A 16,089-nucleotide genomic window follows, 5' to 3' on the forward strand; every position below is an offset into this window, starting at 1 on the left:
GTGGCAGACAAACGGTACAGCTGCATTGGTTTGTATAACCCCAAGTCACCGGAGAACGTCGGTTCGGTGATGCGCGCCGCTGGCTGTTATGGCGTGGCGTCGGTGTTCTACACCGGCAAGCGCTATGAGCGCGCCGCCGACTTCGTCACCGATACCAAGCGCGTGCACTACGACATCCCGCTGATCGGCATCGATGACCTGAAGAAGATCCTGCCGCTCAATTGTGTACCCGTCGCCGTTGAGCTGGTTGAGGGTGCCCGCCCTCTGCCGGAATACACCCACCCGGATCGCGCGCTCTACATCTTCGGTCCGGAAGACGGCTCGCTGGATAAGGAGATTCGCGACTGGTGCGAAGACGTGGTCTACATTCCGACCACCGGTTGCATGAACCTGGCCGCCACGGTCAACGTCGTGCTCTACGACCGCATGTCCAAGGGGCTCAATACCCGCTCCGGACCAAAATTCCGCTGAATCGCCGCACATTCGATTGAACGAGCTGCCCGCCCCGGCGGTCAGCTTGACTAACGATCACTGAAGCCTGGAGACAGACCATGAGCGAACTCAAACGCGTCGAGCGTATCGAATCCACCCCCTTCCAGAGCCCTTCCGAACAGAACGTGCAGGGCTGGGAACGCATCGGCTCCCTGGCCGGCGGTGTGGTGATGGTGGGCAAGGGCCTGCGTCGTGGCGGGATCTTCGGCCTGATCCAGGTGGCCATCGGCGGCGTAGCCCTGGCGCGCGGCATTACCGGCCACAGTTCGGCGAAAAGCCTGCTGGAGAAAAGCCGTCAGGACATGAACAACGTGCGGGCGAAAATCCAGCGCGCCGGTGAGGAACTGAGCCAGTTGAAGGCCAATGCCGAGGCGGCGACCAAAACTGCAACCGTGACGGGTAATGATTCCTTGAAGTCGCCGAAAGCCGGGGTTTGATCCGGATCGTTCGGTGAGGCTGATAGACCTGTCGCGAGCAGGCTCGCTCCCACAGGGTTTTGCGTCAGGGTTCGAGGCCGATGGGGAAAAACTCTCCACCGCTCCACACGCCTAACCAACGCTGGCCGTCGATCTCTCGACTCACCGCCAGCTCTACCAGCTGATAGAACACATTGCGATGGATCAAGGCTTCAAGATTGCTGCGCACGTGCACGTAAGGGGCTGGCTCCTGCGTGTCGGGATCGATCACTACGCGCAGCGGATGCCCGGCACCGGCCTCGGTGGTTTCATCGACGTTGGTGGTAAAGCGCAGCACCTGCGCCTCGCCCTCGCCTTCCACGTCCACCGCAATCGCCACGAACGGCGCATCGTCGACTTTGATGCCGACTTTTTCCACCGGGGTAATCAGGAAATAATCATCGCCGTCGCGGCGAATGATGGTGGAGAACAGCTTGACCATCGGCTTGCGCCCGATCGGCGTGCCCAGGTAATACCAGGTGCCGTCCCGGGCGATGCGCATATCGATGTCGCCGCAGAAATCGGGGTTCCACAGGTGCACCGGCGGCAAGCCTTTGGTCTTGGGGATCTGCCCCAGCAAGTCGTTGGCTTTTTGCGGGCCACTCATGGCGTTCTCCTTGAAGTTACTGGTCGCTGAGCCCCAGCAGGCCGCGCGCATATTGCTCCAGCGGCGGGCCCATCAGGTCTTCGGGTTTTTTATCGTGGAACGTCAGTAAACCGCCACGACTCTTGATGGTCGCAGTATCAATCAAATACTGGGTGCTGGTCTCGATCAACATGATCTGAATCATACCGCTGTCGATGCCGAGGCGATCCAGGGCTTCCTGATCCAGCCATTCGTCCGAGTTGCCGATACGGTCGTCCGACTTGGCGAATCGGGTGTAGAGCAGATAGTGCGCACCGGCGGCACGGGCTTCGCCCATGGCCTGGTCGAGGCCTTCCGGCGTGCGGGCACGGCGGACCATCGGGAAGTATTCGACGAAGCCATCGAACGCGACTTCGGCAATCACGTTGGGCCGTGGATAAACGGCGCTGCCCGGCGGCATGAAAGCGCCCTGGGCGATGTAGACGAACGAATCCGGTTGAATGCGCAGGTTGTTTACGCGACGGCTGTCACTGTGATCGAGCAGCCCCGCATCGCTCATATGGTAGCGAGTCCCTTCGGCCATATCGCTGACGTTCATGCAGCCACCAAGTGCCAAAACGGCCAGCAGCAAAACCAGGCTACGCATCCTATCCTCCAGAGGCCGGTGTCGGAAAACCGGCGAATGGCCGTAGGATGCAGCTTTTGCGCCAGCTCAAGTTGATCGTGCCTGATCAAACGCAATCGCGGGCAAGCCACGCTCCCACAGGGTTTACGCACAACCTTGTGGGAGCGTGGCTTGCCCGCGATGAGGCCGGATCAGCCGCCGATAATCTTCATGACGGTCGCGCCGCCGGAGAACGCCACTTCCTGCTTGTCCCCCAAGGCTTTCACCAAAAGTCTCTGCAAGCCCGGCAACGCCTGGTGGCGCGGTTTGTCCAGCAGGTCGCCGATGTAATGGCGATTGCTCGACGACAGACAGCCATGCAACCACCCGGTGGAAGACAAGCGCAGTCGCGAGCAGGTCCGGCAGAACGGCACACTTTCGTTGGCGATCACGCCGAAGTAACCCTGGCCGGGAATTTCATAACGAACCGCCGTTGCATCGACCGGGGCATCGGCCTGCAGATATTCATAACGCTCGCCGATCAGGCTCAGCAATTGCTGGAGGCTGACGAACTGCTGCAAAAACGCATTGGAGTCGTTGGCCAGGTGGCCCATGCGCATCAGCTCGATGAAGCGCAGTTCATAACCGCGCTCCAGGCAGTAGTCGAGCAACGGCATCACTTGATCAAGGTTCTGCCCGCGCAGCGGCACCATGTTGACCTTGATCTTCATGCCGGCCGCACTGGCCTCGCTCATGCCGTTTAGCACGGTGGCCAGGTCGCCGCCCCGGGCAATGCCGCGGAATGCACTGGCGTCGAGCGTGTCGAGGGAAACGTTGAGGCGCCGAATGCCGGCGTTCACCAGCAGCGGCAGTTTCTTCGCCAGCAACTGGCCATTGGTGGTCAGGCTGATGTCTTCCAGACCCATCTGCCCGACCGCTGTCATGAAGGCTTCGAGTTTTGGACTGACCAGTGGCTCGCCGCCAGTAATGCGCAGACGCTCGATCCCTGCCGCTTCAATCAGATAAGCCACGCCGCGCGCCATCGCTTCGGCCGACAATTCATCCTGCGCAGCCACCAGCCGCTTGCCGTTGGGCACGCAGTAGGTACAGGCGTAATTGCAGGCAGAGGTCAGACTGATTCGCAAGTTGCGAAAACGCCTGCCTTGACGGTCAACGATCATGGTCACTCCGGCGGAAGAATATCGGGCCGCTAAAACTTGACTCAGAAATCAAGTTTTAGCAAGTCCTCTACCTGAGTATATTCCTGCGGTACTGCGCCAAGTAGCGAAATCATGGCGCAATAAGGCAACTGAATGGCTCAGCTACCGGAAGTGTCGGTATCGCGCTTGCGTTTGTTGCCCATGCGCACGCCGATGTCCATCAGGAACTGGAAGAAACCTTCCTGATCTTCCAGCACATTGCTCCAGAACGGCGAGTGATACAGCGCGACGGCGCCGTGCACCAGCGCCCACGACGCGCAGTAGTGGAAGTAAGGTGGCACGTCTTCCAGCTTGCCTTCGCTGATCCGGCCCTTGATCAGCAGGGTCAGGCGTTCGAAGTTCGAGGCACGGATCTTGTGCAGCTCCTCGATCATCTCCGGCACCTGGTTGCCCTTGACCACTTTCTCTTCGAGGCGGTCGAACAGGCGATAGCGTTGTGGATCGCGCATGCGGAATTCGAAGTAGGCCCGGGACAGGGCTTCCTTGTCCTTGTCGACATCGGCCGAATGCAGCAGTGCGTTCAAATCGCGCTCGTAGTCGAGCATCAGGCGCAGATAGATTTCCGCCTTGGATTTGAAATGCTTGTAGATCGTGCCTTTGCCGATACCGACGGCATCAGCAATCATCTCGACGGTGACACTGTCTTCACCTTGTTCGAGGAACAGCTTTAGCGCGGTATCGAGAATTTCCTGCTCGCGGCGACGAAACTCACGGACCTTACGAGGTTCTTTATGCATAAGAAAAGGTCTGTCGGGGTCAAAATTCGAAGCCGCGTATTATGCCTAACTTACGCAAAAATGCACGGATCATCCGACCATATCTGCGCTTTCCGGTCATTCCGCGCACGATTGCCGGTTGATGAGAACTCTTCCGAAGCGCACGTATTCCAAATTTGTTTAAAAACCCGGGCCGGCAAACTGGACTAGGCGCAATCCTGATCAATACTTGAACTGTCGGCGGGGCATCTCCCCCAAGTGTCACGCCGATATTGGTACCAACGGACCGCGTGCCATTGTTTTACTCCTAATGGTCTTAACCCGGATTCACCCCCCAGAACCCGGGTTTTTTTTGCCTGCGATTTAACCTTTCACATGCGCCAACGGAAACAACCGCTTGAAATTGGCCGTGGTCTGCTCGGCAAACCGCTCGTAGGGTTCACCGCGCAACATTGCCAGAAATTCCGCTACTTCACGCACGTACTGCGGCAGGTTTGGCTTGCCGCGATGGGGAATCGGCGCCAGGTAGGGCGAATCGGTTTCCACCAGCAAGCGGTCGGCCGGCACCTTGCTGGCCACATCGCGCAACGCATCGGCATTGCGAAAAGTGACAATTCCGGATAAGGAAATGTAATAACCCATGTCCAGCGCAGCCTTCGCCATTTCCCAGTCTTCGGTAAAGCAGTGCAATACGCCCGCTTGGGGCAGTGCCGCTTCGTGCAACAAGTCCAGGGTATCGGTGCGGGCCCCACGGGTGTGGATGATCACCGGTTTGCCGGTCTGCTGCGCCGCTTGCAGGTGCAGGCGAAAAGACTCCTGCTGCAACTGCGCCGCTTCCGGCTCGTAGTGGTAATCGAGGCCGGTTTCGCCGATGGCGACCACACGCGGGTGATTGAGCTCCTGCAACAGCCAGTCCAGTGCTGGCGCGGCACCGGGCTGTACATCCAGAGGGTGCACGCCCACCGAGCAGTCGACGTCGTCATAGCGCTCGGCCAGGGCTTTGACGTCGGCCGCGTTGTCCGCGCTGACACCGATACACAGAAAGTGCCCTACCCCGCGCTGCCGGGCGGCATCCAGGGCAGCATCCAGGGAGCCGTCGTGGGCGGCCAGGTCGAGGCGATCGAGGTGACAATGGGAATCTACGAGCATAAAGGGCTGCAACTTACATCGAATGGGTGGGACGGTCGGGTGTACTGATAGATTCTAGGCGCAAGCAGTCATCTTTGGGCAGGCAACGACGCCCATTGCACCAGCAAGGCCTCCAACAGCAAGGCCGGATTGAGGTTGGCCTTGCTCAAGACTTTCTGTCGCTGGGCGAGAATCCAGTCCTGGATATCGAGGACTTTGCCCTGGGCGCTTTTCTGCGCCAGGTATTGCACGACCTTGCGCATGTCGGTCAGGCCGAGGCCGGCTTCGTCCTGGGTCAACTGATAGCGCAGAATCAGGCTAGACCAGTCGCAGAACCAATCGAACAGGCGCAACATCGGAATGTTTTTCCATTCTTCGGCCAGTTGCGTCGGCGACTGCTGTTGCTTGAGGAGCTTCTTCACCCCTTCCACGACTTGCATGCGCTGTTCACGTACGCCTTGGGCCTGGAGATTGACCGCCGCCAGTGGCGAACCGGCGGCCAGCGTCAGCAACTCGACACGCTCATCTTCGGAACATTCCGGCAATGCCTGGGCCAGCCACTTCAAGCTCATGGCTTCGCCCGGCAGCGGACAGGCCTGCTGCACGCAGCGACTCTTGATGGTGGGCAGCAAGCGGCTCGGCTGATGGCTGACCAGCAACAAAACCGTATCGCCGGACGGCTCTTCGAGGCTCTTGAGCAAGGCGTTGGCGGCGTTGATGTTCATCGACTCGACCGGCTCGATCAGCACCACTTTGCGCCCGCCCAACTGCGCGGTCTGTACCACGAAACCGACCAGATCGCGAACCTGATCGACCTTGATCGCCTTGTCGGCTTCTTCCGGTTCAAGGATGTAGTTATCCGGGTGGCTGCCAGCCTTGAGCAGCAGACAGGACTTGCATTCGCCGCAGGCCTCCAGCGCCGTCGGGCGCTGGCACAGCAAGCTGGCCATCAGGCGCTCGGCCAGTGCCCTCTTGCCGATCCCGGCCGGGCCATGCAGCAGGTAGGCGTGCGCATGCTGCGCGCGCCCCGCCAGGTGCTGCCAGAGGTTTTCCTGCCACGGATAGGCCTCAGCCACGGCTCAACTCCAGCAGGCGCGGCAACAATGCATCCAGCGATTGCTGAACCTGTGCCAAGGGTTGGGCCGCATCGACCAGCACATAACGCGCCGGATCCGCCTTGGCCCGCTTGAGGAACGCATGGCGTACGGCATCGAAAAAGGTCCGGCCTTCGAGTTCGAAGCGATCCAGGCGGCCGCGTGCGCTGGCGCGGGCCAGACCCACCTCGACAGGCAGATCGAAAATCAGTGTCAGGTCCGGGCGTAGATCGCCTTGAACGAAGGTTTCCAGAGCCGCGATGCGCTCAAGCGACAAGCCACGGCCGCCGCCCTGGTAGGCGTAAGTCGAATCGGTAAAACGATCACACAAGACCACGGCACCGCGGGCCAGCGCCGGGCGAATCACTTCAGCCAGGTGCTGGGCACGCGCCGCAAACACCAACAGCAACTCGGTATCCGGGTTCATGACTTCGTCGACGGGAGCCAACAACACCTCACGGATGCGCTCGGCCAACGGCGTGCCCCCCGGCTCGCGGGTCAGCACCACCTCGATGCCGGCGGCGCGCAAGCGCTCGGCCAGGTATTCTCGATTGGTGCTCTTGCCGGCGCCTTCCGGGCCTTCCAGAGTAATAAACAAGCCAGTCACAGGCAGTCCTTAGTCAGAGTCATTGCGGGCTTTTCGGTGCGTTGGCATCGGGTTCCGGTGCTTCAGGAGCTGGCGCAGGATCTTGCGCCGGCACTTGCGGCAACGCCTCGGGAGCCGTGTTCGGTGAAGCGGCCGGGATCGGTGCCAGCTCCTGCGAAGCCCTGGCCTCCTGCGTACCGTTTTGCTCAGCCTCGGTCGGCGCTGTCTCTGGCGTGGCAGTGGGCGCCGGGCTGGAGCGGTAATCGGCGCGACGCTTGAGCTGGAACTCCTTCACGGCATTGTTGTGGGCATCCAGGTCGTCGGAGAACACGTGAGTGCCATCACCACGCGCCACAAAGTAGAGGCTGTTGCCCTCCACAGGATTGAGCGCCGCATGGATGGCTTCGCGACCGACCATGGAAATCGGCGTCGGCGGCAGGCCCGCATTCATGTAGGTGTTATAAGGCGTCGATTCCTTGAGGTGAGCCCGGGTCAGCTTACCGCTGTAGCGGTCGCCGAGGCCGTAGATCACTGTCGGGTCGGTCTGCAGCAGCATGCCCATCGCCATGCGTCGCACAAACACGCCGGCAATCTGCCCGCGCTCCTGCGGCACGCCGGTTTCCTTTTCCACCAGCGAAGCCATGATCAGCGCCTGGTAGGGTTCTGTGTACGGCACATCGGAAGAGCGCTGCTGCCACTCCTTGGCGAGCACTTCGTCGAGGCGGTCGTAGGCGGTTTTCAGCAGCTCGACATCGGACATGCCGCGCACGTAACGATAGGTGTCAGGGAAGAAGCGCCCTTCCGGAAAAATCCCGGTGTGGCCCAGCTTCTCCATGACCTGGCTATCGCTCAAACCGTCGAGGCTATGATCGAGCTTCTCTTCCTTGGCCAGCGCTGCGCGAACCTGGCGGAAATTCCAGCCTTCGACCAGGGTCAGGCTGTACTGAACCATTTCCCCGCGCTTCCACAGGTCGATCAGGCCTTCGACGGTCATGCCCGGCTGCATGCGATACTCACCGCTGTGCAGGGGTTGTTTGCCGAGATTGAAGCGCCAATACACGCGCAGCCAGAAGGCGTCCTTGATGACACCATTGGCTTCGAGTCGGTAGAAGGTGCGGGTCGGCGTGGTGCCCTTGGGCACATCCAGCAATTGTTCCTGGGCAATGTTCAGTGGCTGTACCAGCGCCGAATGAATTTTCCAGGCTGAAGCACCCATCAGCAGCCCTGCCAGAACCACTCCGGTTTCCAGCAGCAGCACGAGTTTACGTCTCACGTATCAAGCATCCAGTAGCACACGGGCAATGGTTTGGAGTTTACGGGTGAGCGGCCCAACCGGCCAGTGAAGAGCAGCATAGGCACACACCGGCCAGATACCATACACGCTGTTGCAGACAAAGACTTCGTCAGCCCATTGCAGCTGTTCGAGGGGGATATCGGTGATTTGCGTGGGAATTCCCAGCGACCCGGCCTGAAACAATAGTTCGGCACGCATCACGCCGGCCACGCCGCAGCGCTTGAGGTCAGCCGTGATGAGCACACCGTCACGCACCAGGAACAGATTGCTGAACACGCCTTCGATCACGCGCCCGGCCTGATCGAGCATCAAGCCTTCGGCATGCTCGGTGTCCTGCCATTCGGCACGGGCGAGGACTTGTTCAAGTCGATTCAGGTGCTTGAGGCCGGCCAGTAATGGCTGCCTGGACAATCGGGTGGCGCAAGGAAACAGACGAACACCCTGCTCGCCATGCGCGGCAGCATAAGCCGCAGGCGGATTGCCTTGCAGAATGCGTCGAGCCTGGGCCGAAGGATCGGGCGCGTAACCGCGCAGACCGTCGCCGCGGGTGAGAATGAGCTTGAGCACCCCGTCACCCAGTAGCGCTGCGTAGGCCAGCAGTTCGCTGCGGATCAATTCCTGATCGGCAGCAAGCGCCAGACGCGAGCAGCCATCCGCCAGACGCGACAGATGCCGCTCCAGCAATACGAGCTTGCCGTTGCGCACGGCGATGGTCTCGAACAGACCATCGCCATAAGCCAGGCCGCGATCCTTCAGCGACAGAGCGTCAGCCGGCTGACCGTCGACCCAGCAGTCCATCAGCCTGCGAACCGGCGGAACACCAGCGAGCCGTTGGTGCCGCCAAAACCGAAGGAGTTGGACACGACCACATCGATATCCATGTTGCGCGCGGTGTGCGGCACGAAATCGAGGTCGCAGCCTTCATCCGGCTCATCGAGGTTGATGGTCGGCGGCGCTACCTGGCTGTTGATCGCCAGCACGCTGAAGATCGCCTCTACCGCGCCCGCCGCACCCAGCAGGTGGCCGGTCATGGATTTGGTCGAACTGACGGCCAGCTTGTAGGCATGCTCGCCGAACACCGACTTGATCGCATTGACTTCAGCGAGATCGCCGGCGGGAGTCGAGGTGCCGTGGGCGTTGATGTACTGCACTTGATCGCCATTGATCTTCGCATCGCGCAGCGCATTGGTGATGCAGCGGGCAGCACCCGCGCCATCGGCTGGCGGCGAGGTCATGTGGTAGGCATCGCCACTGGTACCGAAGCCGATCAATTCGGCGTATATGGTCGCGCCACGGGCCTTGGCATGTTCCAGCTCTTCCAGAACCAGAGCACCGGCACCATTGGACAGCACGAAGCCGTCGCGGCCCTTGTCCCATGGACGGCTGGCGCGGGTCGGCTCGTCATTGCGGGTCGACAGCGCGCGCGAGGCACCGAAGCCGCCCATGCCCAGGCCGCAGGCTGCCATCTCGGCGCCGCCGGCAATCATCACGTCGGCTTCGTCGTACATGATGTTACGGGCTGCCATGCCAATGCAGTGGGTACCGGTGGTACAGGCCGTGGCGATGGCGTAGTTAGGCCCCTGTGCCCCCAGATGGATCGACAGGAAGCCGGAAATCATATTGATGATCGAGCCTGGCACAAAGAACGGGGAAATCCGTCGTGGACCGGTCTCGTGCAGGGTGCGGCTGGTTTCTTCGATATTGGTCAGTCCGCCAATACCCGAGCCCATGGCCACGCCGATACGCTCACGGTTGGCGTCGGTGACTTCCAGACCGGCGTTGCGCACCGCCTGAAAACCTGCGGCCAGACCGTACTGAATGAACAGGTCAAGCTTGCGGGCTTCCTTGACCGACAGGTATTCCTCGACATTGAAGTCCTTTACCGAGCCGCCAAAACGGGTGGAATAGGCAGAAAGGTCGGTGTGTTCGATCAGACCAATGCCACTGCGGCCAGCCAGAATGCCCTGCCAACTGCTCGGCACATCCGTGCCCAGTGGCGACAACATACCCATACCGGTGACTACGACGCGTCTACGCGACACAGCACTCTCCTTTTTTTCAAATGACGACTTTGCATCAGGCCTAAAGAAAAAACCGCACGCCATGATGGCAGTGCGGTTTTTCCATGACAGCGAGCAACGATTACAAACTATTACGCCTGGTGGCTAGTAACGTAGTCGATTGCAGCTTGTACAGTAGTGATCTTCTCGGCTTCTTCGTCAGGGATTTCGGTCTCGAATTCCTCTTCCAGAGCCATCACCAGCTCAACGGTGTCAAGGGAGTCGGCACCCAGGTCTTCAACGAAGGAAGCAGTGTTGACCACTTCTTCTTCTTTAACGCCCAGTTGCTCAGCAACGATTTTCTTGACGCGCTCTTCGATGGTGCTCATACCTTGTTTTCACTCCTAATGGACAAATTCAGGCAGCTGGCCAGTGGGTAAGTGTATAGAAATGCTTTTCAGCTTTTCAACTGAAAGCTTCACTCCTCGAACCCGGTGACCCTCTGCCTATAAATAGATTGCAGCTTTATAACGGATTTTAGACAGCTCGTATGACATTTTTTTGAAGCAATCCGTCACATTTGAATTACATGTACATCCCGCCGTTCACCGGGATTGTAGCTCCGGTAACGTAAGCCGCACCGTCCGACGCAAGAAAAGCGACCACGGACGCGATCTCTTGAGCTTGCCCCAGACGACCCAGCGGAATCTGCGTCTGCAAGGCTTCACGCTGCGCCTCGGGCAGTTCACGGGTCATATCGGTATCGATGAACCCTGGGGCCACCGAGTTTACCGTAATCGCACGCGAACCGACTTCACGCGCCAATGCACGGCTGAAACCTTCCAGACCGGCCTTGGCGGCAGCGTAGTTTACTTGGCCTGCGTTGCCCATGGCACCCACAACCGAACCAATACTGATAATTCGGCCCCAACGGGCTTTGGTCATGCCACGCAAAACGCCCTTGGACAGGCGGAACAGACTGTTCAGGTTGGTATCGACAACGTCGTGCCACTCGTCGTCTTTCATGCGCATCATCAGGTTATCGCGGGTGATACCGGCATTGTTGACCAGGATCGCCGGCGCACCGAACTGCTCCTGGATGCTCGCCAGGACCGCCGCCACGGACTCGTCACTGGTGACATTGAGTTCCAGGCCGGTGCCTTGGATACCGTTTTCCTTCAGGGTCGCGGCAATACGCTCGGCACCCGACGCGGAAGTCGCGGTACCGACAACGATGGCGCCCTGACGACCCAGTTCCAGGGCGATAGCCTGGCCGATGCCACGGCTTGCACCGGTGACCAGTGCAACTTTACCTTGCAGACTCATGCAAGCTTCTCCTGATTCAGGCCAACGCTGCACGGGCGGCAGCGAAAGCGTCTGGGGTATTGAGGTTGGATGTCGATACGCCTTCGGCGCAACGCTTGTTCAGACCGGCCAGCACCTTGCCAGGACCGCACTCGACCAGATTGGTCGCGCCCTTGGCTGCCAGCGCCTGTATGGATTCGACCCAGCGTACGGGCTTGTACAGCTGTTCGAGCAGATCACGCTTGAGGGTTTCCAGATCGGCCGGCACTTCGGCGCTGACGTTCTGGACCACAGGAATCTGTGGCGCCTGCCAGTTGATCGCGGCGATCGATTCGGCGAAACGCTCGGCAGCCGGACGCATCAGCTCGCAGTGGGACGGCACGCTGACCGGCAGCGGCATGGCGCGCTTGGCACCACGCGCCTTGCAGCCTTCGATGGCGCGCTCGACCGCTGCCTTGGCACCGGCGATGACCACCTGGCCAGGGGAGTTGAAATTCACCGCGCTGACCACTTCGCCTTGCGCCGCTTCGGCACAGGCGGCCAGTACGTCGGCATCGTCCAGGCCGAGGATGGCAGCCATGCCGCCCTGCCCGGCCGGAACGGCTTCCTGCATCAGTTGGCCGCGACGCTCGACGAGTTTCACCGCGTCGCCCAGGCTCAGGCTGCCCGCTGCCACCAGCGCGCTGTATTCACCCAGGCTGTGCCCGGCGACGTAGGCCGGACGCGCACCACCTTCGGCCAGCCACAGACGCCACAGGGCGATCGAGGCGGTCAGAATGGCCGGTTGGGTTTTATCGGTTTGATTGAGTTGCTCTTCCGGCCCTTGCTGGGTCAGTGCCCACAGGTCGTAACCCAGTGCATCGGAAGCTTCTTTGAATGTTTCAAGGACAACCGGGTGTTGTGCGCCCAACTCGGCCAGCATGCCGAGGGACTGCGAACCCTGTCCCGGGAAGACGAATGCGAGGGAAGCAGACATGTAACAAGCCCCTAATGATCTTGTCGTCGGAGAATTGGCGCCCCGCTTTGGGGACGCAAGAAACTGACAGTTGGATGGCCCATCGAACCAAGCGGTCACATTTAAGCATTGTCCGACGAAAACGCCTAAAGCAACAAATCCTCCAGACGACCGTGCAGGCGCTCGGGAAGATTCTCCTGAATCTCGATCATGGCGCGCGAAATGGCGCTCTGGAAACCCTGGACCCCGGCAGAACCGTGGCTCTTCACCACAATCCCCTGCAAGCCGAGAAAGCTCGCGCCGTTATGCCGGGCAGGCGCCAGTTCGGCCTGCAGACGCTTCATCAACGGCAGCGCCAATGCACCGACTGCACGTGAGGCCAGGCTCTTCTTGAACAACGCCTCGATGCGCCCGGCAATCATGGTCGCCAGGCCTTCGCTGGATTTGAGCAGGATGTTGCCGACAAAACCGTCACACACCACCACATCCGCTTCGCCACGGTACAAACCGTCGCCCTCGATAAAGCCGATGTAATTGATGCCCCGGGCGCCTTGCAACAAAGTCGCCGCCAGCTTGACCTGCTGATTGCCCTTTATGTCTTCGGTGCCGATGTTCAGCAACGCCACCCGTGGACGGCTGATGCCCAGAGTCTCCGCCGCCACCGAGCCCATGACCGCAAACTGCAACAGATGCTCGGCACTGCAATCGACGTTGGCGCCCAGGTCAAGCAATTGGCAGTAACCCTTTTGTGTCGGGATCGCCGCCACCATGGCCGGACGGTCAATGCCCGGCAGGGTCTTGAGCACGAATCGCGACAACGCCATCAGCGCACCGGTATTGCCCGCGCTGACACACGCCTGGACTTTGCCGTCGCGCAGCAGTTCAAGGGCCACGCGCATCGATGAGTCAGGCTTGCCTCGCAAGGCCTGGGCGGGTTTTTCGTCCATGCCGATGACTTCGCTCGCCGGAGCAATCGACAGGCGCGCGCGATCCACAGCCGAATGGCCAGCGATCAATTCTTCAAGTAGGGAGGGTTGACCGACGAGGGTCAGGTGCAGCGAGGGTGTTGCGGACAGGCAAGCAAGACTGGCCTGGACAATGCTGCGGGGACCGAAGTCCCCGCCCATTGCGTCAATCGCGATGACTTGAGCGGACAAGTGATTACTCGTCAGCGCCCTTGTCGATCACTTTACGGCCACGGTATACGCCTTCTGGCGATACGTGGTGACGCAGGTGAACTTCACCGGTGGTTTTTTCTACAGACAAGGTGCTAGCCTCGAGAGCGTCGTGCGAACGGCGCATGTCACGGGCAGAGCGGGATTTTTTGTTCTGCTGAACAGCCATAATTGATTAACTCCTAAACGTTTGGGTCACGCTTTAACTGCGCCAATACACTGAACGGGTTGGACCGCGTTACCTCGTCCTCGCTCGGTTCGGGCTCATCTGCTCCCGCCGGCTGCTGGCATTCTTCCGGATGATGAGCAGGCACAATGGGCAAGGCGAGCAGAAGCTCCTCCTCGATCAGTGACTGCAGATCCAAAGGATCTTCGCCCAGTTCCAGCACGTCATAACCTTTCGGCAACGACTGGGTATTCGCACCCTCCTTCACCACAGCGTAACTGCATTCGCTATGGATCGGCAGGGTGACCAGCTCAAGACAACGCTGGCAAACCATTTTGACTTCAGTGTCGATAAAGCTGTGGATGACCACAGATTTACGTTCATCTCGTTCAAAAACGAATTTAGCCTGCACCGTACCGACATTGTCGGAAAGCGGGTCGCAGAGTCTCTCCAAATCGGCCAGCAGCATTTCACCTTGAAGGGTGGTGCCACGATCAGCCAATTTGCGCGGGTCAACGTGAGGTGGAATCGGGTCATTCAACATAGGCGCAGCATTATAGGGATGCACCCGCCCATGTCAAAGGAAATTCAGCCCTGTCCGTCACTTGGAAGCCTCGCTAGAATTCGCACCTGCCTTATGGAGATGCGCATGCTGCCTTTATTACTCGCTTCCGGCTCGGTCTATCGCCGGGAATTGCTGGCCCGCCTGCAACTGCCATTCACCTGCAGTTCACCGGATATCGACGAAAGCCATCGCCCGGGCGAATCCGCCATCGCGCTGGTCAAGCGCCTTGCCGAAGAGAAAGCGCGCGCCCTGGCCGCCAGCCATACCGCTCATCTGATAATCGGCTCCGACCAGGTTGCCGTGCTGGGAGAGCGGATAATCGGCAAGCCCCACACCTTCGATAAAGCCCGCGAACAACTGCTGGCCGCCAGTGGCGCCAGTGTGACATTCCTGACCGGCCTGGCCTTGCTCAACAGCCAGACAGGGCACTGCCAGGTCGATTGCGTGCCGTTCACCGTACACATGCGCACACTCGACGCTACCCGCATCGAGCGCTACCTGCACGCCGAGCAACCCTATGATTGCGCGGGCAGCTTCAAGGCAGAAGGCCTGGGTGTCAGCCTGTTTCGCAGCACAGAGGGTCCTGACGCCACCAGCCTGATTGGCCTGCCGCTGATTCGCCTGATCGACATGTTGCTGGCCGAAGGCGTGCAAATACCCTGAAAGCAAAAGATCGCAGCCTTCGGCAGCTGTGTAGGAGCTGCCGAAGGCTGCGATCTTTTGATCTTTAAAACGACCTAGCGCAGCGACGGACCGTTAAACCCCATCCACATCGCCAGATGCTCAGCCACGCTGGCGCCGAGTTTTTTCGAGAAGCGATCGAATGTCGACTCCTGAACGGTAAAGTCCACCAGCTCTTTCTCGCCGATCACATCCCGCGCAACCGAACTGGCATTGCCCAGCCCATCGATCAACCCCAGTGGCAGTGCCTGCTCGCCGGACCAGACCAGACCGGAAAACAGCTCCGGATGCTCCTTGTCCTTCAGGCGATCGCCGCGCCCTTGCTTGACGCTGTTGATGAACTGCTTGTGGGTCGTATCGAGCACGCCCTGCCAGAAAGCGGTTTCTTCCGGCTTCTGCGGCTGGAACGGATCGAGGAACGACTTGTGCTCGCCCGAGTTGTATGTGCGACGCTCGACGCCCAGCTTCTCCATGGTGCCGACAAAACCGTAACCGGCCGCTGTCACACCGATGGAGCCGACCAGGCTCGCCTTGTCGGCGTAGATCTGATCCGCCGCGCTGGCGATGTAGTAAGCACCTGAAGCCCCCAGATCGGAAATGACCGCATAGAGCTTGATGTCCGGGTGCAGGCCGCGCAGGCGACGGATCTCGTCATAGACATAACCCGACTGCACCGGACTGCCGCCCGGGCTGTTGATGCGCAGGATGACGCCCTTGACCTTCTTGTCCTCGAAAGCCGCGCGCAGGCTGCCAACGATATTGTCTGCGCTGGCCGACTCCTTGTCGGCAATCACCCCCCTCACATCGATCAGCGCCGTGTAATTGGCACTGAGGGTGGCGGCCTTCTCCATATCCATCAGCGGCGAAAACAGAGCAACAACGCCGAAAAGATACACAAAAGCCAGAAACTTGAAGAATATTCCCCAGCGACGGGATCGACGCTGCTCCTGCACACTGGCCAGCAGCGTCTTCTCCAGCAGCTTCCAGCTTTTGTCGTCACTGCTCTCTGCACTCGCCTTGGCGGGCGCCTTCCATTCGTCGGCCATGCCGTCCACCCCAAAAACAAC

20 protein-coding genes are annotated in these 16,089 nt (G+C 59.9%); 3 read left to right on the top strand and 17 right to left on the bottom strand.

All coding sequences use genetic code 11. The features are described 5' to 3' along the window. Together PPUTUW4_RS20395 and PPUTUW4_RS20400 are read left to right on the top strand one after the other, a co-directional pair. Nucleotides 1-471 carry an RNA methyltransferase gene (locus PPUTUW4_RS20395; RefSeq protein WP_007993783.1) on the top strand — a complete coding sequence of 157 codons (471 nt, stop codon included), beginning with the start codon at nucleotides 1-3 and terminating at the stop codon, nucleotides 469-471. A gap of 80 nt (nucleotides 472-551) precedes the next feature. After that, the gene (locus PPUTUW4_RS20400; protein ID WP_015096372.1) at nucleotides 552-929 is read left to right on the top strand and encodes a DUF2892 domain-containing protein; all 378 of its coding nucleotides are present in this window, start codon (nucleotides 552-554) and stop codon (nucleotides 927-929) included. Nucleotides 930-993: 64 nt separating this feature from the next. On the opposite strand, the gene PPUTUW4_RS20405 is transcribed toward PPUTUW4_RS20400, so the two are convergent. The 16 genes from PPUTUW4_RS20405 to PPUTUW4_RS20480 form a co-directional block, all read right to left on the bottom strand. Further along, nucleotides 994-1,554 carry a DUF1285 domain-containing protein gene (locus PPUTUW4_RS20405; RefSeq protein WP_015096373.1) on the bottom strand — a complete coding sequence of 187 codons (561 nt, stop codon included), beginning with the start codon at nucleotides 1,552-1,554 and terminating at the stop codon, nucleotides 994-996. 16 nt (nucleotides 1,555-1,570) lie between these two features. Beyond that, on the bottom strand, nucleotides 1,571-2,179 hold the full coding sequence (locus PPUTUW4_RS20410) for a DUF4823 domain-containing protein (protein WP_015096374.1): 609 nt from the start codon (nucleotides 2,177-2,179) through the stop codon (nucleotides 1,571-1,573). A gap of 170 nt (nucleotides 2,180-2,349) precedes the next feature. Beyond that, a complete protein-coding gene (locus tag PPUTUW4_RS20415; protein WP_015096375.1) occupies nucleotides 2,350-3,318 on the bottom strand; it encodes a radical SAM protein in 969 nt (322 codons plus the stop codon). Nucleotides 3,319-3,455: 137 nt separating this feature from the next. Further along, nucleotides 3,456-4,094, bottom strand: coding sequence for a TetR/AcrR family transcriptional regulator (locus PPUTUW4_RS20420; RefSeq protein WP_007977040.1), 639 nt, complete (start codon nucleotides 4,092-4,094; stop codon nucleotides 3,456-3,458). A 342-nt stretch (nucleotides 4,095-4,436) separates the two neighbouring features. Further along, a complete protein-coding gene (locus PPUTUW4_RS20425; protein ID WP_015096376.1) occupies nucleotides 4,437-5,222 on the bottom strand; it encodes a TatD family hydrolase in 786 nt (261 codons plus the stop codon). A gap of 68 nt (nucleotides 5,223-5,290) precedes the next feature. Further along, nucleotides 5,291-6,277, bottom strand: a complete 987-nt coding sequence (locus tag PPUTUW4_RS20430) for a DNA polymerase III subunit delta' (protein ID WP_015096377.1) — start codon at nucleotides 6,275-6,277, stop codon at nucleotides 5,291-5,293. After that, nucleotides 6,270-6,902 (bottom strand): dTMP kinase, encoded by a 633-nt coding sequence (tmk, locus tag PPUTUW4_RS20435; RefSeq protein WP_015096378.1) that lies wholly within the window; start codon nucleotides 6,900-6,902, stop codon nucleotides 6,270-6,272. Before tmk ends, PPUTUW4_RS20430 begins: the two co-directional genes overlap by 8 nt. Nucleotides 6,903-6,921: 19 nt before the next feature. After that, on the bottom strand, nucleotides 6,922-8,154 hold the full coding sequence (gene mltG / locus PPUTUW4_RS20440) for an endolytic transglycosylase MltG (RefSeq protein ID WP_015096379.1): 1,233 nt from the start codon (nucleotides 8,152-8,154) through the stop codon (nucleotides 6,922-6,924). A gap of 3 nt (nucleotides 8,155-8,157) precedes the next feature. After that, nucleotides 8,158-8,973 carry an aminodeoxychorismate lyase gene (gene pabC / locus PPUTUW4_RS20445; protein WP_015096380.1) on the bottom strand — a complete coding sequence of 272 codons (816 nt, stop codon included), beginning with the start codon at nucleotides 8,971-8,973 and terminating at the stop codon, nucleotides 8,158-8,160. Further along, nucleotides 8,973-10,217, bottom strand: a complete 1,245-nt coding sequence (fabF, locus tag PPUTUW4_RS20450) for a beta-ketoacyl-ACP synthase II (RefSeq protein WP_015096381.1) — start codon at nucleotides 10,215-10,217, stop codon at nucleotides 8,973-8,975. The genes pabC and fabF overlap by 1 nt, the downstream gene beginning before the upstream one ends. A gap of 110 nt (nucleotides 10,218-10,327) precedes the next feature. Beyond that, a complete protein-coding gene (gene acpP, locus PPUTUW4_RS20455) occupies nucleotides 10,328-10,564 on the bottom strand; it encodes an acyl carrier protein (RefSeq protein WP_003175607.1) in 237 nt (78 codons plus the stop codon). A 196-nt stretch (nucleotides 10,565-10,760) separates the two neighbouring features. Then, nucleotides 10,761-11,501 (bottom strand): 3-oxoacyl-ACP reductase FabG, encoded by a 741-nt coding sequence (gene fabG / locus PPUTUW4_RS20460; RefSeq protein WP_007977052.1) that lies wholly within the window; start codon nucleotides 11,499-11,501, stop codon nucleotides 10,761-10,763. Nucleotides 11,502-11,517: 16 nt separating this feature from the next. Then, entirely contained in the window at nucleotides 11,518-12,456 is a 939-nt protein-coding gene (fabD, locus tag PPUTUW4_RS20465) for an ACP S-malonyltransferase (protein WP_015096382.1), read from the bottom strand. A 125-nt stretch (nucleotides 12,457-12,581) separates the two neighbouring features. Next, entirely contained in the window at nucleotides 12,582-13,592 is a 1,011-nt protein-coding gene (gene plsX, locus PPUTUW4_RS20470; protein WP_083884590.1) for a phosphate acyltransferase PlsX, read from the bottom strand. Nucleotides 13,593-13,596: 4 nt separating this feature from the next. Then, complete coding sequence (gene rpmF, locus PPUTUW4_RS20475) at nucleotides 13,597-13,779, bottom strand: 50S ribosomal protein L32 (RefSeq protein ID WP_003179396.1); 183 nt, start codon at nucleotides 13,777-13,779, stop codon at nucleotides 13,597-13,599. 13 nt (nucleotides 13,780-13,792) lie between these two features. Then, entirely contained in the window at nucleotides 13,793-14,320 is a 528-nt protein-coding gene (locus PPUTUW4_RS20480; RefSeq protein ID WP_007942001.1) for a YceD family protein, read from the bottom strand. 105 nt (nucleotides 14,321-14,425) lie between these two features. Here PPUTUW4_RS20480 and PPUTUW4_RS20485 point away from each other — a divergent pair, with 105 nt between their 5' ends. Next, on the top strand, nucleotides 14,426-15,004 hold the full coding sequence (locus tag PPUTUW4_RS20485; RefSeq protein ID WP_015096384.1) for a nucleoside triphosphate pyrophosphatase: 579 nt from the start codon (nucleotides 14,426-14,428) through the stop codon (nucleotides 15,002-15,004). Nucleotides 15,005-15,078: 74 nt separating this feature from the next. Here PPUTUW4_RS20485 and PPUTUW4_RS20490 read toward each other — a convergent pair whose 3' ends face one another. Next, complete coding sequence (locus tag PPUTUW4_RS20490) at nucleotides 15,079-16,068, bottom strand: S49 family peptidase (protein ID WP_015096385.1); 990 nt, start codon at nucleotides 16,066-16,068, stop codon at nucleotides 15,079-15,081. Between the last annotated feature and the right edge of the window lie 21 nt (nucleotides 16,069-16,089).

Origin of the sequence: Pseudomonas sp. UW4, assembly GCF_000316175.1 — a bacterium.
Classification (GTDB): domain Bacteria; phylum Pseudomonadota; class Gammaproteobacteria; order Pseudomonadales; family Pseudomonadaceae; genus Aquipseudomonas; species Aquipseudomonas laurylsulfatiphila.